Origin of the sequence: Brevibacillus halotolerans (assembly GCF_026891775.1) — a bacterium.
Taxonomy (GTDB): domain Bacteria; phylum Bacillota; class Bacilli; order Brevibacillales; family Brevibacillaceae; genus Brevibacillus_B; species Brevibacillus_B halotolerans.
Window position 1 is genome coordinate 1 of record NZ_JAPTNK010000009.1, and the last position, 23558, is coordinate 23558.

The 23558-nt window shown below is 36.3% G+C and carries 16 protein-coding genes; 12 read left to right on the top strand and 4 right to left on the bottom strand.

Annotated elements, in window-relative coordinates; all coding sequences use genetic code 11:
• Positions 1 to 290 precede the first annotated feature (290 nt).
• From O0550_RS12710 to O0550_RS12725, 4 genes are all read left to right on the top strand, one after another.
• On the top strand, positions 291 to 5402 hold the full coding sequence (locus O0550_RS12710; RefSeq protein ID WP_258426478.1) for a cadherin-like beta sandwich domain-containing protein: 5112 nt from the start codon (positions 291 to 293) through the stop codon (positions 5400 to 5402).
• A 369-nt stretch (positions 5403 to 5771) separates the two neighbouring features.
• On the top strand, positions 5772 to 6479 hold the full coding sequence (locus O0550_RS12715; RefSeq protein ID WP_258426479.1) for a JAB domain-containing protein: 708 nt from the start codon (positions 5772 to 5774) through the stop codon (positions 6477 to 6479).
• A gap of 229 nt (positions 6480 to 6708) precedes the next feature.
• Positions 6709 to 7485 carry a hypothetical protein gene (locus O0550_RS12720; RefSeq protein ID WP_258426480.1) on the top strand — a complete coding sequence of 259 codons (777 nt, stop codon included), beginning with the start codon at positions 6709 to 6711 and terminating at the stop codon, positions 7483 to 7485.
• A 68-nt stretch (positions 7486 to 7553) separates the two neighbouring features.
• Positions 7554 to 7856: a hypothetical protein gene (locus O0550_RS12725; protein WP_258426481.1), complete on the top strand. Its 303-nt coding sequence runs from the start codon at positions 7554 to 7556 to the stop codon at positions 7854 to 7856.
• A gap of 675 nt (positions 7857 to 8531) precedes the next feature.
• On the opposite strand, the gene O0550_RS12730 is transcribed toward O0550_RS12725, so the two are convergent.
• From O0550_RS12730 to O0550_RS12745, 3 genes are all read right to left on the bottom strand, one after another.
• Positions 8532 to 8846, bottom strand: coding sequence for a hypothetical protein (locus tag O0550_RS12730; protein ID WP_258426482.1), 315 nt, complete (start codon positions 8844 to 8846; stop codon positions 8532 to 8534).
• A gap of 108 nt (positions 8847 to 8954) precedes the next feature.
• Positions 8955 to 9557, bottom strand: coding sequence for a hypothetical protein (locus tag O0550_RS12735; protein ID WP_258426483.1), 603 nt, complete (start codon positions 9555 to 9557; stop codon positions 8955 to 8957).
• A 511-nt stretch (positions 9558 to 10068) separates the two neighbouring features.
• On the bottom strand, positions 10069 to 11127 hold the full coding sequence (locus O0550_RS12745) for a hypothetical protein (protein ID WP_258426484.1): 1059 nt from the start codon (positions 11125 to 11127) through the stop codon (positions 10069 to 10071).
• 1485 nt (positions 11128 to 12612) lie between these two features.
• Here O0550_RS12745 and O0550_RS12750 point away from each other — a divergent pair.
• The 8 genes from O0550_RS12750 to O0550_RS12785 all read left to right on the top strand — a co-directional run bounded on the left by O0550_RS12750 (position 12613) and on the right by O0550_RS12785 (position 22950).
• Entirely contained in the window at positions 12613 to 13638 is a 1026-nt protein-coding gene (locus O0550_RS12750; protein WP_258426485.1) for a nucleotidyltransferase domain-containing protein, read from the top strand.
• A 19-nt stretch (positions 13639 to 13657) separates the two neighbouring features.
• Complete coding sequence (locus tag O0550_RS12755) at positions 13658 to 15493, top strand: ThiF family adenylyltransferase (protein ID WP_258426486.1); 1836 nt, start codon at positions 13658 to 13660, stop codon at positions 15491 to 15493.
• Positions 15486 to 15959 carry a Mov34/MPN/PAD-1 family protein gene (locus O0550_RS12760; RefSeq protein WP_258426487.1) on the top strand — a complete coding sequence of 158 codons (474 nt, stop codon included), beginning with the start codon at positions 15486 to 15488 and terminating at the stop codon, positions 15957 to 15959. The genes O0550_RS12755 and O0550_RS12760 overlap by 8 nt, the downstream gene beginning before the upstream one ends.
• A gap of 9 nt (positions 15960 to 15968) precedes the next feature.
• Entirely contained in the window at positions 15969 to 17120 is a 1152-nt protein-coding gene (locus O0550_RS12765; protein WP_258426488.1) for an SAVED domain-containing protein, read from the top strand.
• 709 nt (positions 17121 to 17829) lie between these two features.
• Entirely contained in the window at positions 17830 to 18585 is a 756-nt protein-coding gene (locus tag O0550_RS12770; protein WP_258426489.1) for a DUF6602 domain-containing protein, read from the top strand.
• Between the two features lie 964 nt (positions 18586 to 19549).
• Positions 19550 to 19906, top strand: a complete 357-nt coding sequence (locus O0550_RS12775) for a lactococcin 972 family bacteriocin (RefSeq protein ID WP_258426490.1) — start codon at positions 19550 to 19552, stop codon at positions 19904 to 19906.
• Positions 19907 to 20008: 102 nt separating this feature from the next.
• The gene (locus O0550_RS12780) at positions 20009 to 22303 is read left to right on the top strand and encodes a DUF1430 domain-containing protein (protein ID WP_258426491.1); all 2295 of its coding nucleotides are present in this window, start codon (positions 20009 to 20011) and stop codon (positions 22301 to 22303) included.
• A 5-nt stretch (positions 22304 to 22308) separates the two neighbouring features.
• The gene (locus tag O0550_RS12785; protein WP_258426492.1) at positions 22309 to 22950 is read left to right on the top strand and encodes an ABC transporter ATP-binding protein; all 642 of its coding nucleotides are present in this window, start codon (positions 22309 to 22311) and stop codon (positions 22948 to 22950) included.
• Between the two features lie 311 nt (positions 22951 to 23261).
• Here the strand turns inward: O0550_RS12785 and O0550_RS12790 are convergent, their stop codons facing one another.
• A complete protein-coding gene (locus O0550_RS12790; protein ID WP_258426493.1) occupies positions 23262 to 23552 on the bottom strand; it encodes a hypothetical protein in 291 nt (96 codons plus the stop codon).
• Between the last annotated feature and the right edge of the window lie 6 nt (positions 23553 to 23558).

Below are 23558 nucleotides of genomic sequence, written 5' to 3' on the forward strand. Positions count from 1 at the left end.
CTGTTCTTTTAAAATCTTCATTGTATCTCTTGTTCGTTTTTTTGTGTTCCATCCGGACTCATCTCCTCTTGTTTTCATTGTAAGGACTTAACTAAGAGGTGTCCATGAAACTATACTAACTCCAGTACAAATTTATGTGGAAACTATTTAATATAATGAATCACAATGTTATAATGTAGGAAAATTATACATATGATTCATGGGTGTGCAGACACAGTGAAACAACAAAAGTCTATGAAAATAGGCTGTTGTTTTACTGTGTCTTTATTTTTTTTGGAGGTGTTATTAGAATGAAGTTTTTTAATGGTTTTCTAGCTTTATTACTATCAATGTCAGCAGTTATGATTGGTATTCCACCGGATTCAAGCTTTGCTTCCAATAATCTTTTCACTCAAAATGCTGGTTATGATCAAGAAACAGTAGAGATCATGGAAGGCGGTTATGAAGAAGGGGCCTATGATAAAAAGGCAATAAATCCAATGAATCCTGCTTATACCCCTAGTAAAAACAGCAATAAAAGATATACAGAAAAGGAATATCCATATGTATGGAAGATAAACAATTTTGATCCTAAGTTAATTGGCAAAGATGGAACAATGTATGGAGCAGCTGGGAAAGAAATTTTGGCAGTAACACCTATAGGGAAAGTTTTATGGAGAGCTCCAGGACATGGGGTCATTGGATTAAGAAATGATGACGTTATTCTAGTCATGCAAAATATAGCTGGGCATAATAAAACAATGAAGGCTTTAGATACTAAAAATGGTAAAGAATTGTGGAGTTTTAAATCAGCGGGCCTAGTAGAAAACGGCTCTCTAGATGCTGCGGGAACCTATTATACTGGCGTTTATGAGAACTCCAAAACTTTATCAATCAGAGCTATTGATAAAGATGGTCAGCTTAAATGGGAACAAAAATTACCCCTATCATTTTCTTTGGAAGGATTAGTTCTTTCAAAGAAAGGGATTATTTACACAACTAGCAAGAACCAAATAGTAGCTATAAATAAAGAAGATGGGTCAATTAAATTTACAAAAAAAGTAGGTTCAGATAGCCTTCAACTTTCAACTCCTGCGATTAGACAGGATGGATTTTTATTGGTTGGCGTAAATAATTATACTCAAAATGGAACAAGTTTCTTGGCAAAGATAGACCCGAATACAGGGAGTTGGGTATCATCCAGTCAATTCCCTAATCCTGGATTTAAACAAATTGTTTTTGATGATCAACTAAATTTGTATACCTATAACAATCGTTTTGTTTTTAAATTAGATTACCAACTAAATAAAAAATGGGAGTATCCCATTAATTTTCCCTTTAAATTATCTTTTGATTTCAACAAAAATTTACTAAATATGCACGATCAACCCGCACACATCATTAATCCGATAACTGGTAAGTTAGAAAAGAAGCTTGCAAGGGTTCAAGAATATCAAGATGTATATAATATTTATCCAACAGGGGAGTACTATGAAAAATTAAAAGGGTTCCATAGAAAACCAATCTTACCATCCAATCAAAAGTCTGTAGACGAACATACGATGAAGATAAAAGCTCAGACTGAAGAATATGTAGATCTAAAGTATTTATTTAAACTACCTAGTGATCATGATCTCAACACAAAATTGATATGGGACTTTTCTTTTGATGGCGTCTATTTTTATCCTTTGACTGATAAGGTAGGATATCTCGGTTCTGCTGCAAGAATACCTATGCAAAAAAATTTAGGTAAAGAGTCAGGATTTGTTGTACGAAGCCAATATATAAATAAAGAAGGTCGGTCAATGGTTTATCAAGTGGCCATAGTCAATCCGGATTTATATTCTGGCATACCGCTCCCTAAACCAGATGATTATGTTCAAGATGGACCAGAACAAATAACACCTCCATCTCCAAAATTAAAAGCTGATAAAATTTCTCAAACTTCTATTACTGCATCATGGACTGAGGTACCAAATGTTGATCATTACACAATAAAAAGAAATGATGTAGTTATTTATCAGGGAAAAAACCTATCCGTAATTGATAATGGACTTACTCCAAACACTGAGTATACATACTCAATTAGTGTTACTACAAAAGTAGGCGAAAGCCAGCCTACTATACTTTCAACAAAAACATTATCAATCACTTCTGCAGAGGTTTCCCAGCCAGATGCCTCGAAGGATTCAGTCTCATTTCGCTTCAAAACAGTTGAAGGTGGAAAAAAATATGTAATTCACCGAAATCCAGAATGGACATACCAACATGTGAGTGGGAATTCTTACGACTTGTCTTACAGGAACACAAAAACAGGAGAAGGTCCGATCTCAAAAGGAACCGTTGAATCAGTTAATGGTGAAATAACTCATAAAGAATCAGGGTTACATGCAGATCAGTCTTTTACTTATACGGTTACTGCATATGACATAAAAGGAAATGCTTCTTCACCGGTACAAGTGACAGCGCAAACAAAATCATTAAGTCAAAACGCAAGTTTGAAGGCATTATCAGTATCACCTGAAGCACTATCACCAGCTTTTAATCCTTCACAAAATAAATATAATGTGACAGTTCCTTATGATACTACTTTCCTTAAAGTCAAAGCTCAAGCTACAGATGAGTTATCAACGGTCAAGGTAAATAACACCCTTACTTCTGCAGAGGGAATTTCTGTTCCTTTACAGGTAGGGACTAATATCATACAAGTTGAAGTGACAAGCGAAGATAAAACGAAAGAAGCGTATACAATTCAAGCTATTCGAGAAAAAGGACAATTGGGTCATTTATCAATCAATGCAACTAATATAACAAAGAATAGTGCTAATTTTTTATGGAACGACTTAGGAACCGATGTTACTTACAAGGTAAAATTATTGCCAGCGGACGGTACAGGTATTTTATCTAGAAACAAATATGGCCTTACTAATCTAAAGCCGAATATGAATTATCGAGCCCAAGTAACAGCCAGTAAGAAAGACTTCGAAAATAAGGTAGCTGAAGTGTCTTTTACAACAAAGAAGGAACAAATCGAAACGATTGCAAAACCTCGAATTCAAAGTGTAAGTTTGTTGAATGATACTACGGTTCGATTTGTAATTGAGTCTAAATCTGATTTTGTAGAGGTAAACGGTATTTCGAAAGCTAAGCAAGGAAATGGTTCTTCTTTTGTGGTAGATGTGCCAAGTGGTACACGTTCGCAATCATTTACGATTATAGCTAAAAAAGGCGGGGTAACAAGTGACTCAGTTACTATCACCCTTAATATTCTAGATATAGCGTCTAAGATTGTTGATTCAACGACTATTTCAATAATGAAATCAGGAACAAAAGCAAAAATTTCTTGGAAACCTGTTTCTGGAGTGTCGTCTTATCTAGTGGTAGTAAGAAAACAAGATTCAACAAGTCCGCTTCTCAGTGTTGAGGTTTCTAGCTCTTCTACACTTCAAAATGTAAGCTATGGAGACTATGAGATTATCATTTATCCAAAATATCAGGATGTTTGGAGCAAAGGTTCAATCAAAAAAGTAACCTACCAAGCGCCTCCCGCTCCTGCCCAAGAAATCACTAATTTTGTAGCTAAAAATGGAAAGCTAAAGGGAAGCATAGATTTATCTTGGAAAGGGACAAAAGGAGTTACTGTAATTGAGTTGAAGCAAAATGGTGCTATACAACAAACGTCTAGTACAAGATTTACCACTATTACTTTTTATAACTTGAAGAATGGTTCGTATGACGTGTACATTGCAGGAAAATTGGTAGGGAACTTTAATGTGAGTACAGGAAAGAGTCCATCTCCAGAATCAGGCGGAGGGAAAAAAACAAAACCTAGTGATTTAAAGATAACAGATGGTGACTTTAACGCCAAAATTATTAGTTGGAAAAATACAAGCGGGCTTATAACTATTGAGTTAAAACAAAATAACCAAATAAAATACACGCAACAAACTCGTTTCAGAACCGCTAATTTTTATAATGTTGCCCCGGGTACCTATGATATCTATGTAGCTAGTGCAAAGTTAGGCGAATTCACAATAGACGGTATTTCAAATAAACCAAGGAATGAAGGTGAAATACCGACTGAAGCAACTAAGAACCTACAAGTCAAGGATGGTCCATTGAAGGGAAGTAAGATTCTTTCTTGGGAAGGAACATCTGATACGGTTACTGTGGAATTAAAACAAGGGGAAGTACTTAAGGCCAGTAAAAATACGCGGTATACAACGGCTGCGTTTTATAATGTTGCTCCAGGTACCTATGATGTATATGTAGCTGGAACAAAGCTAGGCGAATTTACTATGGACAGTGCTTCTAAGGAAAAAGGAAATGAAGGGGGAACACCTACTGTAGGAGCTAAAAACCTACAAATCAAGGATGGTCCATTGAAGGGAAGTAAGATTCTTTCTTGGGAAGGAACATCTGGTACGGTTACTGTGGAATTAAAACAAGGGGAAGTACTTAAGGCCAGTAAAAATACGCGGTATACAACGGCTGCGTTTTATAACGTTACCCCGGGTACCTATGATGTATATGTGGCTGGAACAAAGTTAGGCGAATTTACTATAGACGGTATTTCCAAGAAACCAGGTAATATAGGTGAAACACCGATTGAAGCAGCTAAAAACCTACAAGTTAAGAATGGTTCATTAAAGGGAAGTAAGGTTCTTACCTGGGAAGGAACATCTAAAACTGTTACCGTGGAATTAAAACAGGGGGAAGTACTTAAGGCCAGTAAAAATACGCGGTATACAACAGCTACATTTTATAACGTTACCCCCGGTACCTATGATGTATATGTGGCTGGAACAAAGTTAGGCGAATTTATTATAGACGGTATTTCCAAGAAACCAGGTAATGTAGGTGAAACACCGATTGAAGTAGCTAAGAACTTACAAGTTAAGAATGGACCATTAAAGGGAAGTAAGGTTCTTACCTGGGAAGGAACATCTAAAACTGTTACTGTGGAATTAAAGCAGGGGGAAGTACTTAATGCTACTAAGAATACGCGGTATACAACGGCTACGTTTTATAACGTTACCCCCGGTACCTATGACGTATATGTGGCTGGAACAAAGCTAGGCAAATTTACTATGGATGGCGCTTCTAAGGAAAAAGGAAATGAAGGGGGAACACCTGCTGCAGGAGCTAAAAACCTACAAATCAAGGATGGTCCATTGAAGGGAAACAAGATTCTTTCTTGGGAAGGAACATCTAAAACTGTTACTGTGGAATTAAAACAAGGGGAAGTACTTAAGGCCAGTAAAAATACGCGGTATACAACGACTACGTTTTATAACGTTCCCTCCGGTACCTATGATGTCTATGTAGCTGGAACAAAGTTAGGTGAATTCACTATGGATGGTGTTTCTAAAGAAGCAGGAAATGAAGACGGAACATCTAATACCATGAGGGAATTAATATAGAGGGAAGTACTTAAATCTAGTAAAAATATGTTATAGAATTATAGCGGATAATATTATATTTGAATAATGAGGTATAAATCTTAATTAATGGAGTAAAATAGATAGTAAGAACGATGTAAAGCCCACTTTAGAAAAAATTCTAAGGTGGGCTTTTCTTCACTCGTAATTTAATGTATTGAATAACTGAAAATAATACTATATGATAAAAATAAATATAGATTAGTTTTTTATTGCAACTTTTATAGTTAGCATTTGGTAAATATAAAAAAGTCCATTTGTTGGAAGTTTCCCCTAGCGGAAGCATGTTCAACAGATGGGCTTTTTTTGTTTCCATTCAATTCATTCAGACAGAGATTACTAGGAGGCTTTATGGGAGCATTTCAGAAAAGTACCACAGATTTATCAACGGAGGTTAATTCTTCTATAAAACAAATTTATAAAAGGATTGAAAAGGGGGAGACTGATACTATTACTTTACTTATGGGGCTTTTAGGTAAAAGTATGAAAGAGAAAACAATTGCAAAGCTCCATTATTTAGGACTAAATAAGCTTTCACAAATGACTTTGATAGAATTGAAACAGATTGAAGGAATTGGAGAAATTGGGGCAATGAAGCTGTACACTTGTTTTCAATTAAATGAAAGTATAAATTCTAAGAGAATAGTGGGAGAAGTAATAGATGATCCTAAAAAAGTAGCGGATTACATGATGAATTACTTAATAAATTTACAGCAGGAGCAAATGGTTGTCTTATGTCTCAATACTAAGTTACAAGTGATTAGTCAACATGTAGTAGGTATAGGAACTATGTTTAGCATTTGTCTTCAGAATAAAGATATATTTAAACATGCCATAAGTAATAATGCTGCTAGAGTAATTTTGGTACATAATCATGTTTCAGGAAATAGCAAACCTTCAGATGAAGATTTTAGATTCACCGAATCAATAATCAAGATTGGGAACTTTATCGGTATTCCTGTAGAGGATCACGTTATTATAGGTAACCAAGAATATTATTCGTTTCGAAAATACGTTCCTAGCATATTTAACGAAAATGCAGGTTCAATCTCTTTTTAATATCTAATGCAGCGAGAAGTATTTATTATCTCGAAGGTATTTGATATAATAGAACTAATTATTCATTTGTTTTTCTTATGGTTTATTGTAACCATTTTCAGAATAGGAAAGTCCATTTGTTGGACAGATAGCTCATTTAGCTATGTGTTTAACAGGTGGACTTTTTTTTATTCAAAAACAAATGAACTTTTCAAAAAAGGTGTTAAAACATAGAAAGGTGTGGATGTCCATGATTAAATTTCAATGGAAGAAAACAGAAAAAAATGAAACCCGGGAAGTAAAATGTAAAGGGCATAGGTACAAGATAATTCGTAAAAAACTAATTAATACCTATTATATTCAATTATATGAGGACGGAGAAAGTATTATGGGGGAAAATACTGAAAATAACTCTTTCAGAAGAATGGTTAATGTAAATTTGCCATTGGAAGAACAGATCCTCCAATGGGGAAATAAAAAACTAGAAGAATTGAAGGATTGCCCTAAGTGTGGAGATACAAGGTTCGTAATATCTTTATCTGAATATGATTTGGCAACCTTAGACTTTCAAGGGTTTAAGGAAATGTGTATTAAATGTCGTTTACAAGTAATTCATGATAAACATGTAGTGGAACAGAAAAAACGTACTGAAACAGATCAAAAATTCAAACAGGAATATGAAAAGAAACCTCCAATGATTTTAGGTTTTAAAGCAGAGAAATATGCAAGAAGATACCTTGATGAATTAAGTAATCCCGATGTTGAAACTTTAGAAGGTGGATTTATTTTAGCAAAAGGTATAATCAAGGCTAACAATGGTAGGTATTATCCTGTTTTTTTGTTCATATGTTTACAGGATAGTGGAGAACTTTACGGAGCAGATTTCATGGCAGAAAACTACTTGCTTGAAGGTATCGAGCTAAGATTTGCCCGTACATATATTGAGAATTTATACCCTTTTAAATATAAGACACTAAGCAGATTAGCAGGAGATATCCATCAAGAAAATTGGCCAGATTTCTCTTAAATAATCTTGGAAATAAGTGGAGTTCCATATAGGAATTCCGCTTATTTTATATAAAGGAGAGACAAGCAATGAATTTTAATATGAAAGAACCCCGAAAAAGAAAAGGAGTACTACGAGTAGTACAATTTATACAATGTTGGGACGATAACAATGGAGTCTTCGCTTATATCAAAACAAACTGTCCGGAAGAAATAATGATACATGAATGGGAAACATTTAAATCAGAAACAAATAATATATATTATGCCACTACAAATCATAGATGGGATTTTGAATCATTTAAAAAAAGAATCGAAAGTATCGGATATGGTATGGAATATATTTCTCCAAGTGGATCAATGGATTGTAACATTTTGAAAAGGACAAAATAGTATTTACTTTACATGGATGATTGGTCTAATATCTTAAAAAAATCCTTTAGATATTAAACAAAGGTAGGGATGTTTTTGAATGCCTTATAAGGATTATTCCTTAATAAAATAAGTTACTACCATTAGTTAAATCAATTAGTTAAAACAATAGTTTAATACCATTTGTTAATACCATTCTATAGGACGTTATTATAGCCGTAAATCCTTGATAGAACAGGCTTTTTTTGCTGGTAGGAATTTGGAAATAGAAGAAGAAGCTCGTTATCCTAAAGTGCTATATAGTTATTCCACCTAATATTAACTTTACTAAGAAGTATAATTTAGTCATACACGATCAATTACATTTTATCCAATCAAGCTATTTTCTTATCCATGTATGGAAATAGCTTTTCCATTGTCAGAAAAACGTTATCCACAGCTTTTTAGAGATTAACTCCAGTATTTGTATATTTTAATGTCCAATAAATTCGGTAAAAGGACAAGAGATCAATAGAAAAAACAAACAAATGAAAGCTGGAATTGAAGTAAGAGGGGAGGGTAAGTAGTAAGGAACGCCAAATTACGGTCGCTCAACAATAATGAAAGCCACCGTTCGGTTCTTTATTACTTATTCAATTAATGAGACAGAAAAATGAACATGCGAAAGAAGCTGCATCCGAGGCAATTTTAAAAAAATTAAACTGCCCAATGTTTGTATCTAGAATCTGGTGCCGCTTGTTGACTCATATGTAATTGAATCTCCTTTTGAATTTCATAAAAAGGAGCTGTTGGTAAGGATGCGATCTGATGGCGATGTTTAATAAACCATTCAGGTCTCAAAGAAAAGCGTCTTAACCAGCAACGTTGCATGTGAAGAAGTTTTTCCCATACTTCCTTAATTTGTGTGCTTGATTCTTCAATGACTTGTTGATTAATAGAAGAAAGTTCACCATCCTCAAAAAGGTTCTGTTCAGCTAACTGTCTCTTTTTCGTAAGTGCATCGAAATCCATGGACATCTGTACAGCATAATTAAGCTCGGCGGATTCCATAACAGCACGAAAATAGGCACTAATTTCCTCCAGTTCGTTCTTTTCATCATTGACTACATATTCGGCTTCTTATTTGTAAATTAGGTTGAAGAAAGCTTGGGATCGGGCCTTATTCTTTTGTATGCTGTATAGGGCCGTATCGAAAATTTCAGTTGCATAGTCATAACCGAATTTAGCATAGTAATCTTCCATCACTTTTGCTAGCTGCCATAGAGCTTTTCTGGATAAGAAGTCACAGCAAAAACGGTGCTTTTTGAGCTGTTTAAAAACCCATAGCTCTGCACCTTCTGAGTAGACTTCCCCCATATCTAACCATTTCTGATGGACATGGAGTACCTGATAGTTCTCATCACAAACTTTAATTTTTAGATATTTAGATGCTTTTTCTAAGATCAATAAGGCTTCTTTACGAGTACGGATGTTAAGTAAACCTTCTGTACCATAAAGATCTTTAATATGCCCCCATTTCCAGTTTCCATGGAGGTATACCAATTCTTTTCCAACATAATGAAGAACAAAGCGCTGCACATTTCTGTTTTCGCTTAGAAATTCTTCACATGTAAAAAAGTGAAAATTTTTGGAGTAAAGGTCATCTTTAGTAGTTTCCTTCGTTCTCTTGAACAAATACAAAACGGTTGAAAAAAAGCTTGTCGCGGTCATCATAATAAACAATACCTTCGTGAACTAATTTAGATAGGAGGGTACGTACTCTGTAATTGGATGTTCCCATTCTTTTTGCAAGTTCCGAATGAGATAGGGGGATTTCACCACCATCAAATTTTAATTTTCGAATTACCCTTAAATCGATGAATTGATTTAAATGCTTGATAAAATGTTTCTTGAACCAATTCCTTTGCCAATATACGGTCTGGTAAATAAAATAAAAAATTGTATTATTCTCTGAAAACCTTAAATATTTCCCCCTCACAATGTGTTAGTACCTATTTTTTAAAACAAAACAAAAAAATAATGCAACTAATTCTCTATAAAATAAACTTTCCCTTCTTAAGTATTCTGCTACCGTTAGCTGAATAAGAAAAAGCCACCAAGAATTATTGGCGGCTGGATCTTCAACTCTTGCCTCCGTCAACTAAATAAGAACTACGTCTGTGGCGTCAACAATCAAACGTAAACGAGTCTTGAAAAATACTCTACCGGACACTTTATATACAATTAGGATGACTTAGATGATTCGAACACCCTTCCCCATGGCGTATTTCAGCGTTTTCCCAACCGTATATGCGATGTGGGCATTACCGAGATTATCATAAGCCAAGGACGGCATGTCGCCGCCGTCAGGATCGACGACCTCTACGAACCATACGCCGAATCGGTTGCGAGAGGCTAATTTAAGCTTGTTTTCGTCACCAAAGGCTATTCGATAACCATGCCTAGACCCAGGTTCTTTTGCGATCGATGGAACAACCGGAAAAACAGTGTCCGTTACAACTTCTTTGTGCACCGCTGGCATACTAATGTCGAAAACTGATGCCTTTAGCTTGCCGTTAGTTAGGTCTGCGTAGGCTACACACCATTCAGTGCCTCCTGTTATGGAAGTAGGTCTTCTCACTCTGAAATTGCCGCTATCGAGGAGCGACGTAAAGCCGACAATACCTTCAGTGGGGTCGTTAATTCTCGTCACCTGAACACTTGTAAGGGGTTCCGGTCTGCCCTCGTCGAGTTCGTCGATATACGCAATGAGGCATGTCTCAGAAACACCATCGAACACCATTGAGGGAGACTGACCTATGCTCCAAAGGTTACTTTCAGGTACTACCAACATTCGCTTAAATTGCCCCGCAACTTTTCTCGTAAAGCCCAGTGACCTCGTGGTTAAATCGTGAAAAGCAAAGTACGGAGTATCGCGTCCCGAGTGAAGCCTAAAATCATAGCCTGAAACACCACGTGGGTCGCCAAAACGGCTCGTCGGGATAGGCGTGAACTCCCAATGATTGTCTCGCTTGACACCATAAGTGAGAAGGCTGTCATTGTTTAAATAGGCGATGTGTGGGTTACCCTCGGAGTCGATCTCGAGGCAGATTCGGTCGTCTATGCCACTGACGAGACCTGCACTGAACACTTCCTCCCGAATCCATGAACCGGCAACCTTATTGGCCAGCATCAGTTGGCGATTAATGCCGGCATAAGCAATATAAGGATTGCTGTTCTTATTGAGTGTCAAACAAACTTTTCCTTCGACGGTGCCTGGACCGTCAATCGTCTCAAACGTAAACTGCGCCATGGGGTTCTCCTCCATTGAAAGATACTCTACCGGACACTTTTTGCTCATGCTTTTAATGCTTTTTTACTTCTGTATTCCGCTCTACATCTTTACAATCTTGTGCGATTCGTTCAGCCATTTCAGAATTTCTTTCATTGACTGCTATAAACCGTATCTCTTGATAAAGGTGCTCTCCAAAGATTGGGCATTCGATCTCCTCTTTTGTTTTTATAGTTTTTAATTAAAGATCTATGTCCTATAATGTATCTGCTAAGATTGTTTCTAAAATCGCATTATAATATATTTTTAAAATTGTAATAAAAGAACAAAAAAACTCAAATAACTCCAATTAGTTTCTTATTAAAAAAGGTAATTGACAATTTCTTGTTAAACTAAACTGCCCCGTTAGCCATCCATGAAGCCATGCTTCACCACAGAAAATGTAAGAAAATATCGTTCTTACATGGCAGTTTAACAATAAAATCAACAACATTTTTTAACAAAGCCATTTTCTGAGGTCCTCGAGCGGATACGCCTCCTGCTACGGATTACGTCCTCCTCCAAAACCAATCAACCCCTTATATATAACTCCCCTGCTTTATACTCTTTCACGTATAGTATGTAGTTTTTTGTTTTAAACTAATTTTTTATTAAACGACTATAGAAAGTATACAAAGATTTTCTAACCCTTCCTATGTTTTTACTACATCCTTAAATCTCGTGCCATGTTTCCAGTTCACACGAATAATAGCTTGATTACCGTTAAAAAAGGTAGATGCTATCTCTCTAACTTGCTCCTGGTCTCTTTCAGTTCTTTTTTATGATCAAGTAATATCCATTCTTTCCACTGATCCACAAAATTCAAGCACATTCTCCATAGAAAAAAACTTCTTAACAGTTGGCCGTGTCTCATATCGATCCCTATAATGTGTCTCCATTTCATTAGGTCTTTCCTTTTTCGGTGTAGATAAAAAAAGTCCGACTGTTTTGAAAAAAAGTTTGGACAGTATTTAAAAAAGATTGATCAAATATATTGCATGTTTTCGAAAAAATGTTGATACATCAAGGTTTGTAGAACTTTTTTAATCAAACTTTTTTATAAAAACCCAACTTATATCTACTGAAAAAGAATCCATTTTTGATCAAATTTTATTTCAAAGGTATACATAGTCTAACTTGAATTAGTTTTATTTATTACTAAGGTTTTAAAGGTAACATAAAGGAGATTTTAAATACTTAGAATAAGTATGGTTCCAATGATTTTGATATATTAATGTAAACAACCTTGCAGTTTAGTTGTCCTGTTGTGCGCGAACTGTAAAATAATGTGTTATCCAAAAACCTCTTTTAATACAGATTTTTCTAAACAATAACCTTTTGTTATTAGAACAATGTCGGGTGCCATGTAAACAATATATAGAACAAATGTTTCCAAGTAGCAAATTATGAGGTATACTTTACCTATATATTCAGTTCGATTAGATAGATTGAAGGAGGGGGATAAAAATGGCATTATGTCAGAAGCAGTTTATTGATTTTCACGACAAAATTAAGTTAACAGAAGAGAACGAGGTTTTACGAGAAAAGAGAGATATTATCGTAGAACGTATTGAGAAAAACATACCGGAAGGTGCAAAAGAGTTCACAATTTTTAACCAGGGGTCTTATGCGATGAATACGGGGATTCACCCCCTTAATGGAGATTATGATATTGATGTCGGGCTTTATTTTGAAATGTCAACAGATGATGCTACACCTATTGAAGCAAAACAGTGGGTATATGAAGCTGTGGAAGACCATACGAAGGATGTAAAGTTCAAGACACCTTGTATCACAGTTACTTATGCTGCTGGCTATCACGTTGATATTACAGTATATTCGGCTATAAATTCTGATGGGAAAGTTTATCTTGCAAAAGGGAAACCAAATAGCAACGAGGAGAATCAAAAATGGGACCTCTCCAATCCTAAGGATTTGATCAGCACGGTCAAAGGGCATTTGGACGATGCGAACGATCGAAAGCAGTTCCGTCGTGTAGTTCGATACCTAAAGCGGTGGAAAGACGTTCATTTTACAAGTGTTAATGGGAAACCTAGTGGAATAGCACTGACATCATGTGTATACCATTGGTTAACAATTCAGAAAGAAGTAGACTATTTTAGCGGACAAACAACGTATCGTGATTTAGACGCATTAATTTGTGTTGTAGACAGTATGTTAGCCCACTTTGTAACCGTGATCGAAGATGAAGATGAGGAATTGAAAACATATCACCGCTTGTCGGTACTACTTCCGGTTGACCCATATCCAGATCTGTTTCAAAAAATGACAAACAAGCAAATGAAAACATTCAAAGAAAAGCTTGAAGATCTCTTAGATGCTTTGAAAGATGCAAAAGTAAAAATTGATCCAGTAGATGCAGCTGAAGTTCTCCAGAAACAATTGGGAAGTGATTTCCCAGTGCCTCCAAGGCCAGACACTGGCAAGAGATCAATGCACACTGCTGTGATTCCAAGCTCAGAATCAGCTTAATCAGGAAGAGGGTGTAGCAATGAATATCATTGACATTGTCAAACAAGATATTTCTCAAATCGATCAGAATTTAATTAAAGATATCATCCCTATACCCAGTGATCAAAGACTTAATTATCGTGGTTGTCAGCAAGTCGCAGAGTTATATATTCAGATTGATGGGAAACCTTCTGTCCTTACGGTAGGTTTCCCCGAATTTTTTCCAAGAGAACTTCCTAAATTCTTCGACCGTTCAAATCAATTTGGTCGTATTCCACATAAAGAGACTGATGGATTTATTTGTTTCACTAGAACAGAGTCCTTACTTATTGATACCCGTCATCCAGGTTCAATTCTTCTCAACTGTTTTGAAAAGGTTATTGAACTGATAAAGAAAGGGCGTCTTGGTGAAAATCGAAATGAGTTTCTCAAAGAATTTGAAGCGTACTGGGCTAGACAAAATAATATATTGCCTTTGTATGGACTCATTAATACAGAGAATAAACAGTTACGAGAGCTAGACCTGTGGGAGATACCCCTAAGCGAAAAAAATTTGGTAATCGCAGCCGAACGGGAGAAACCCTTTATCATTAATCGCGTTGTACATCAATTGTTTCATGTCAATCTAAAAGATGGAAAGAAACATCGTTGTATCTATTTTCCTCTTAAAGAAGATACCTCCATTATGCCTCCTGATTTTAACAGCACATGGGATATTATGAAATTACGTGAGAATATTGTTCCAAACCTTAATAAAAAAAATTTAAAGCAATTTTATAAGATTATCGGTCATAAAAGTGAAGTAATGCTTGAATGTGATTATATTGTAATAGGGTTACCTATATTGAATGGCATTTGGGCATTATTTGGTTACAAATTCACTTATGAACCTATCCGGAAACGGGATCGTAGAAATCGAAAAGTTGCAGCTATACAAATTCACCCCCTTGTTCAGATTCCAAAAAATCTTAAGATGCAACCAGCACAGATTTGCAGATGGCACCCCCATCATCTGTTAAATCGAACAGGAGGGAATTTTTCTCTGTCAGATAAGCACGTTGTTATAATTGGAACAGGAGCTATTGGGAGCGAAGTTGCAATGAGGTTTGCAAAAGCAGGAGTGAAACAGCTTACAATAATAGATCATGATTGGATGGAGATGGATAATATCCATCGTCATTCTCTAGGATATGATCATGTCTATCAGAAATTTCCCGATGGTATTCTCAATAAGGCAAAAGTGAGGGCCTTGAAAGAGGAAATTAACCGGAGATACCCGTTTTCTTTAGTCAGTGCTTTGATAAATCCGTTCGATAAGGTTTATCAAGATAACCTTGTTGATTGGGCAAGTGTAGATCTTGTTATCATTGCAATTGGTTCTCCTAACCAAGAAATGGAAATCAATGAGCGTTTTCATGGACGAACTAACTCTCCACCGATTATTTATACGTGGGTAGAGCCGATCGGGATCGGGGGTCACGTGCTAGTCACACTAAATGGAGTTAAAGAAGGGTGTTATCAATGTCTGTTCCAGCCGAATGGAGATAATCCAATCTATAATCGATCTGCCTTTGCTAAACCATTTCAACCCTTTGCTCGATCAATTACAGGTTGTGGATCAACATTTACTCCCTATAGCTTCTTAGATAGTGAAAAAACAGCTTTATTGACTGTTGAAACAGGAATTAAAGTTCTTTGTGGCAATGAGTTTGATAATCCTCTTATTTCATGGAAAGGTAATCCCACTCAATTTTATCAAATGGGATATGAAAGTACTCCTCGCTTCACATTTACTCAAGAGAAACTAGATGAGACACGTCTTTTCTATAAGGACCCTAATTGTCCAATTTGCGTGGGGGGGGAGCGTATTGATTGAAGAACTTTTGTTATCCCTTCCTGATGGGAGAAATGCCTTGGTACGATCTTCAGTACTGAAGAAGATTTTACTGTACCAGCAACATAAATCAGATGATTTGGAAGCAGGAGGCATTCTCATTGGTAGAATACTTGAGGAAAATAATAACTTTATTATTGATGACGCCTCAGCTCCAATGCCACAAGATACACGGAAAAGAAAAGGCTTTAAGCGTAGCTCTGAAGGCCATCAATTATACTTTGACACTGTATGGGAAGAAACAGGAGGACATTGCTTTTATTTAGGGGAGTGGCATACACATCCAGAGAAAGATCCTACTCCATCCTATGTAGATATACGAGAGTGGAAGAGAATTATTCATTTAGAGAATGAATCAGATACAATGTTCTTTATTATCGTTGGTACAAAACGTGTTCGTGTATGGCATGGAGATAGAAAAACTAAGCAAATTACTGGATTGAGATAGGGAGGATCTATGTCACGAAATAAAAATCAGACCAATACAAGAAAACCATTAGCTGCAGCTGAGCATAATTATTTATGGATGGTATCAGCTGGTCTTTGTTCCTTTAGGGATTCTAATGGCAAACCATGTAGAAAACGTTTGATTGTTGAAACGGATGGGCATTTAACAAATACCGGAATAATTGCACACATTATTGGTCATAAACCTGGATCGGCACGTCATGAATTTGCTAGAGAGTTCGGTTTTGAACCTGATAACCTAGAGGTTCCGGATAATCTTACGCTCATGTGCTATGAACATTCAAAATTGATCGATGATAAACACGTTAGAGACTCCTATACAGCCCAATTATTATTTGAAATGAAAAAAGAACACGAAGTTTGGGTATCTTCTTGGTCAGAAGAAAAGAGGAAAAAGAGTATCGCATTAATACATAAACGTTTAGGTCCACCTACAACCAGTATTGAATTTGATGGTGCTCCTCCATATATTATGGTAGAAGCAGTAGAGGATCAAACTGAATTTACCGATTTTTCTCCAGAAGGATGGCAACAGGCAAAGAAACAAAATGAGGAGTTATACAAGCGTTTTATAGAGAGAATGAAAGCAACTGATGCGGGGGTTGCCGAAATATTTCCAATTTCACCGATACCACTACTCATCCACATGGGATTTTTAATAACTGATACTATCCCGCTTTCCATTTATCAATATGATCGGGAAAAACAAGTGTGGATATCTGAATCACCAGATGGAGCAACCTTCGCTGATTTAGAATTAGAATATGATATAAGTAAACGAGGGGCTAATGTTCTGACAATCACCGTTTCAGTCAGTGGTCGTGTTCGGAACATTGATGTAGAAGATGCACTACCCAAAACCGAGTATGATCAGCTTGATGTTTGGATCAATGAACCTGGATTGAAGAGGGTTTTATATAAAGAGCAAGTCCAAGCGATTCAAAGGCTGGTTAAGGATAAAACTGAAACCCTTATACAAGAGGGTAACTATAGGAATATTCATCTCTTTTTTGCCGGACCAGCTGGTTTAGCTGTTGAAATAGGTAGGGGAGTCAATGCAAGGATATGGCCAGAGGTTTGCCTTTATGAGTACTCAATGAAACAAAATCCACGTTATCAATATGCTTTTTCACTTATGTAGTTTTAATAATACATTGAAGAAGGATAAATAGATAAGGACAAACAATAGTATCATGTATCTTTTAACAAGTTAAAATACAAAATGACATCATTGACTATAATTAGAAAAATAAGGTATACTAAAAGCAGGTAAGAGACAAGTGCATAGACCGAAAGGGTCTTGACAGTGTTGAGTGGCAAAAACAAAAAAGTAGTTAATCCAAACACTTTGCAAGGGCGGTTGGGTTGGCTACTTTTTTGTCATCTTATCAGCAATTGTAATCATAAGATTTACTAATTGAAGGATAATACTGACAATATAGTAAATTGCTTGCTCCATATTCAACACCTCCTTACCTACGAGATGTTGAACCCCAACGCCCTATGCACTTGCCTTTCTTTATTATACCATATATTCAATTAATTGGGTATTTTTGGTGATATTTTTTTAACAATTTAAGTTAATCTATTATTTAAATAACGGTTATTTGGGGCTTTACTTGGAGTATTTTACAAAACAATGTACAATACACTAAGAAGTTTTACAGACTCATAAGAACTCACTTCTAGAGTGAGTTCTTTTTTGACGAGAAAACAATGGTTATTTAGAATGCTTTTGGGTGCTTTTTCTTTTCAGTTAGATATCTGTAATTAAATGTTTTTTGTAGTGTTCTATGGTAAAGAGTAGAGCGAAGTGATAGGTAGGAAATGATGAAGGTGAGGAAATCATAATGGGTCCCAACTCTTTAGAGTATCAAAAATCAATTGCCCTTGAATTTAATGCTACTAAAAATAGGATAAGATATTTAATAGGTTCTACCCATTGGGGGGAAGATGGTAGATATAAGGAAGTAATTTTAATGAATTTTTTAAGGAGACTTCTACCTAATAATATTGAGGTAGGAACAGGATTTATTAAAGAGAGAGATAATATATCTACTCAAATTGATATAATTATTTATAATCCATCATTGCCTTTATATTTTAAAGAAAATGATTTTATAATTGTCCATCCTGAAAGTGTATTGGGAATAATCGAAGTAAAATCAAATCCTGATAAAAATAAAATTGCAAAAGCAATTATTAAAGCTAGTAAGGCAGGAGAGATTATTAAAGGGAATTCAATATTTAATGGATTATTTATTTTTGGTGAGGATAATAATAATCAAAATCATTCATCGAATTTATTAAAAAATCCAGGAAACAGTGAATTTAAAGGTTCTTTAGTAGATGCATTATCAAAATATAATGGCATAAATCATATTGTCTCTAATGATAGAGCCTTTATAAAAAAGTGGGCTAAAGAAGAGACGTTTAGTTGTTATGATATTAAGGAGTTAGCACCCAGTTATTTTTTCTCTAATTTATTAGATATAATTAATAAAAGAACCGGATTTTTAGGTATGCCAGAATCTATGTATGACCATCTTTATCCTATTTCAAAGGGTAAAGAACAATTTAGAAAATGGGTAGTTACCAAGGGTTGAAATGAATAAGGTAAACCTTGTAAGGGAAATAAGTGCATGAAAATAAAAGTGATGGGGCTATAGATAACCTCGTAGAGATACTTGACCGGAGGAAGAAATAAATATGGTGGCTAGTAAAGGGGAAAAAAGAGCTATGGGGTGGCTTTGTTCGTCCCTCTTTTTATTTTATGTCAATGAATTGATGTAGTACCATTTAGCTTTTGATTTTCTTTAAAGTACGGCCATAATGCTCGGTCAATGGTTCGAATACTTACTTCACTTGATTCAGCAAAACGACGGCAGTAAGAGGTATACGTTTTCCAAAAGTTAGAGTTATATTTTTGCGGGGATATTGAAACATTTAGTGACTAAAGAGCCCTAAAATCTAAATCAGAATAAGTAAAGTGGAGTATAGACGAGGCAGTTGGCCAGTATACACCACATAATTGTATCAAAGGGTTATACGTTCCTCTTCATTTGAGGTAGTAAGGACCTTTCTATGGGGAGGATGCCCACATTTTTTTTGAATCAGAAAGCTCAATGGGAGTTTTGAAAACTGAACCCTGTTTTTAGACAGAATCAAAACAAACTTAGTCAAATTAAACAGCCAGTTGCCGAGATTTATCGGTGATTGGCTGTTTTGCGATTTTTAGCGGAAAAGATGGGAGAAGAAAGGGCACCACGACGTGGCTTGAAAAAAACACCACTAGAAAGGATGTACTATACGTAGTGATAAAACTGATTCGTGAGCGTACTGAAAATGATCCTGAGAACCCACAATGCCTAGTTTCCAACTATGGGAAAGGAGACGTTTTGTACCCAAGAAAAAAGTTCCTTTCGAAGTGAATATGGTCTACATTTCTACAGGAACTGATTTATATGAGAATGAAATATGTTCCAATAAATGTCATAAATCAAAAATTTTAGGATATAAATTCGTGGTAATATACTCATGAGGCAGAAAAAAAAATTAAAGGAGATGGCAATGATGTTGAAAAAAGGCATGGTAGGCTTGGTTGCAGTACTGACTTTGGCAATGGGTTCTCAAGCGATGGCGACAGATGGTAAGGCTGAACTGGTCAACTCTAATGTGACTCCGTTCAAGACGATAGGCATTGGTGATGGTGAATGGAATTACGGCTCATCCAAAATTGGTGCTCAAAAGAAATGCTGGTCCCATTACAAACACCCGGAAAACTATCATTCTGCGACAGCTATCATAGGAGACGATGAAGATACGGATTATCAGGAAGCTGGCGAATGGGCAAAGGCAGAGGCATATGCAGACAAGAAATATACCTGTTATGCATACTGGGATAATGAGGCAAAACGATCTAAATAATATAATGATTACAAGCAACTACCATACGTTACTCAGAAGAGTAACGTATGGTATGTTTTTGAAAAGGGTCTGAATTTTTCATTATTTGAGGGGGCGGGTGAATTGAAAAAAACATTAGCTAGTTTGCTAGTCTTTATTTTCGTAGTTTCTTTTTTGTTGGTTTACAATCAAACCTCTCAAAATGAACTTGATCAAATGGAAAAGGCAGGAGAGGGGATTTCAAGGCAGTTTGGGATTCCCGACTATGCGAATTTTTCTTCACCGGATGAGATGTACCCGATCTTACTAGAAGCGGCCATCGAGAGCAAGGTCAATATTTTCAAAACACACATCAATTACGGCGTAGATGACGAGGTTCAAATTCACAAATACGTGCTGATGACAACCAGCACCCGGTTATTTGATTCTTTTCGATTAGAAAAGGGGAAGTTTCTGACCTCGGACGACACGCAGCAGAGTAATTCCTTCCTATCAACGGTAGATACCGGTAACCAGGATCAGGTAGGTATACTCAAAACTTTTGGTAATAACCACTTGTTCGAAATAAAACCGCTTAAGGTTGCTTATGAACATCTTCCCGTAACAGGCCAGTATTTTGTCGAAGCATCTGAAGAACGATACAATGAGTTTGTTGACCGAGTCATCAGCAAAATAATTTCTAATAAAATGGCTGACCAAGGGGCTTTGTTTACTCCTGAAGATTTTAAGAGTCGTCAATCTTACAATTCAGGGGAAATGGAAATCAAGGAAGACTTCTTTACATACATTAGGTACTTAATTATTATCATCGTGATCATTATGCTCATCTACTATATTTTTAACGAGTCCAAGCGGATCGGCGTTATGAAAATGCACGGCCTGTCTAACTTGTATCTATGGTACATAGTCGTAGGGAGATTAATTACCATTATTTTTGTTCTAACTACAACTACTTCTGTACTTGCAGCCTTGCTAATAAAGGGCACAACTGTTCAGTTCATAGGAAGTGTTATCATTTCCCAATTGATCAGTTATATCATTGTCACTTTAATTTCATTCATCGCCTATATCTACATCTCTAGAATCAAGGTAGTCGATGTAATCAAGAATCGCAAAGAAACGAATGGCATCTTCGTTTTGAACACTCTACTCAAGACTGGATGCACGATATTTCTCATCCTAATCATCCTTTCAACCTGGAGTCAGTATAATGATTTGCATATCAAGCAGGAAAATCTGAAGAGTTGGGAGCGCAGCAAGGATTATGGTGTGTTCTATCCCGTAAAGGTCGGGAATGATTTGGAGGATTTACAGAAAGGATCACACAAAACGACTGTAACTAAAGTCACAGGACTTTACCCTCTACTCAATCGAATGGGAGCCGTATATATTCACGCGAGAGCATATGAGCAAAAATCGCTTGTTCTTAACAGGAAATTTGACGGCATACGTTCTATTTCGGTAAATCTTAATTATCTGCATGAGTTTCCTGTGTATGATATCCAAAATAATCCTGTGAAAATTTTTGAAGATACAAGTGATTTCATTTTGCTTGTACCTGAAAAATACCGTGATAATGAAAAAGATATTATGGATTACTTTAAGAAAAGCAGAAAGAGTCGTCTTGAAGCGGATGAGAACCTGTTTAAAGTAAAGATTCCAGATCGCGTAAAGAATCAACAGATTACAATTGTCTGGATTGCTAATGATCAGAAAATTTTTAGCTTCAACCCTGATGTATTTCGCTTAGAAAACAATATCATTGTAGATCCGATCATTCAAGTGATCACTGAGAAAAACAGTCTTGTTGCAGATAAGGCAAACATGATGACCGGTGGTGGTGGCCGTGATCCGTTAAAGGTGAAGCTGATCAATAGAGACAGCCAGCAGACGTTAAAGGCGCTGGAGCCAGAACTCAAAAGGCTAGAACTCGATGACAACCTGAAAAACCTAATAGCAGTTGACCAGTACGTTTTAGAGCAGATATACGATCTACAAAAGCAGAGGAACCAGCTTTTGTTCATAAGCTTCGGACTGGTAACGGGGTTATTAGTGCTTGTTGTGCAGAATCTTAGTGTATTCTTCAGCAAATACCAACGAAGATTTATCGTTCGCAGATTATTTGGCGCTGATTTTTTTAAAACGTACAAGGAGTATATGTGGATTTTAACAATGACATGGGTGATTCAATTGGGTATCTGTTTCCTTATTAACAACGGGCTGGCATCTAATTTGGTGGAGAAGGCGGGAAGTGTTTTTGAAGTGGCATCATCCATCTACCAAGCAATCGGATCACCTGATATTAATGTGCTTGCAGTAGGGGGTGGGGTATTCTTATTTGAATTAGTAGCGTCCGTTCTTGCACTTTTCGTTATCGAGCATAAAAACAAAGTGAAAATCCTGAAGGGAGGGGTTTAAGTAGCATGAAAACGGTATGTGAACTAGTGGATGTCAGTAAACGTTATCAAGACGACTTGGTTCTTGAACATATAAATTTGAAGGTCTATGAGGGTGAAATGCTCGCCATTACTGGGAAAAGCGGGTCTGGAAAGACAACAGTTTTGAATATCATGGGATTGCTAGAAAATCCAAGTGGTGGCACTGTCAAACTGTTTGATAAGATTCCCCCGCGGATTGGTTCAGCTCAAGCAAACAGGCTTCTCAGGACAAAAATCGCTTATTTATTCCAAAATTACGCATTAATTGATGATGCAACAGTGGAATATAATCTTGAAATTCCGTTACTCTATTCAAGAAAATCAAAAAAGGAAAAGCAAAAATTAAAAATGGATGCGCTGGAGAAGGTGGGGATGGATATACCGCTCAAGCAAAAAACATACGGCCTTTCAGGCGGAGAGCAGCAGAGGCTGGCGATTGCGAGAACCTTGTTAAAACCCTGTGACCTCATTCTTGCCGATGAACCTACTGGCTCATTGGATATTGACAACAGAAACGAAATTGTTAAGCTTCTAAAGGGGCTCAATAATGAAGGCAAAACAATCATTATCGTTACGCATGATCAGTACGTTGCGGAAGCGTGTGTCAGAATTATAAAACTGTTATGAGGATTAGATTAGCTTGTTTAATTAAACTGCTTGTGTACTATCACATAATGTCCTCCCTTAAAGTAATTTTATTCCTGTAAAGTAGACCACTTTCAATAAGTTCCATCTAATCTTCCTGAGTTCGGTAATCTACCGGGCTCAGGTTTTTTAATCTAGATTGAAATATGCCAACTCTGCAAGTTACTCGATCTTTTATGAGCCAAGTGTCCCTATCATCGTCGTACGCCTCAAGGAGCACGGTGAATTCGTCATTACTGCCAGTATATTCTTCTGTATCCGTCATGATCCGTATTGAGTCATACTCGCGATCTTTATGCGAAAACTATAAGGAATTGGTAATTATTCTTAACCTTGAAGTCAGCATCAAAATAGATTTTACCGTAGGCTGATAGAATGTCGATAGCTTGAGCAGATATTCCTCTGTGTTCAAATGGAACTCTCAAATCTAAGAGAGCATCTTCTTTGGCGTCTTCTGATTCCTGCAATTTTAAACTCTCTTCGATGCTGTAGTCATAGTTACTGCGAGTTTCTTCTGCAAGCGCCCCTGTCGCTGGAGCTAATAAGCTAAGTGCCAAAACTGTTGATACAATACCCTTTTTCATAAAAAC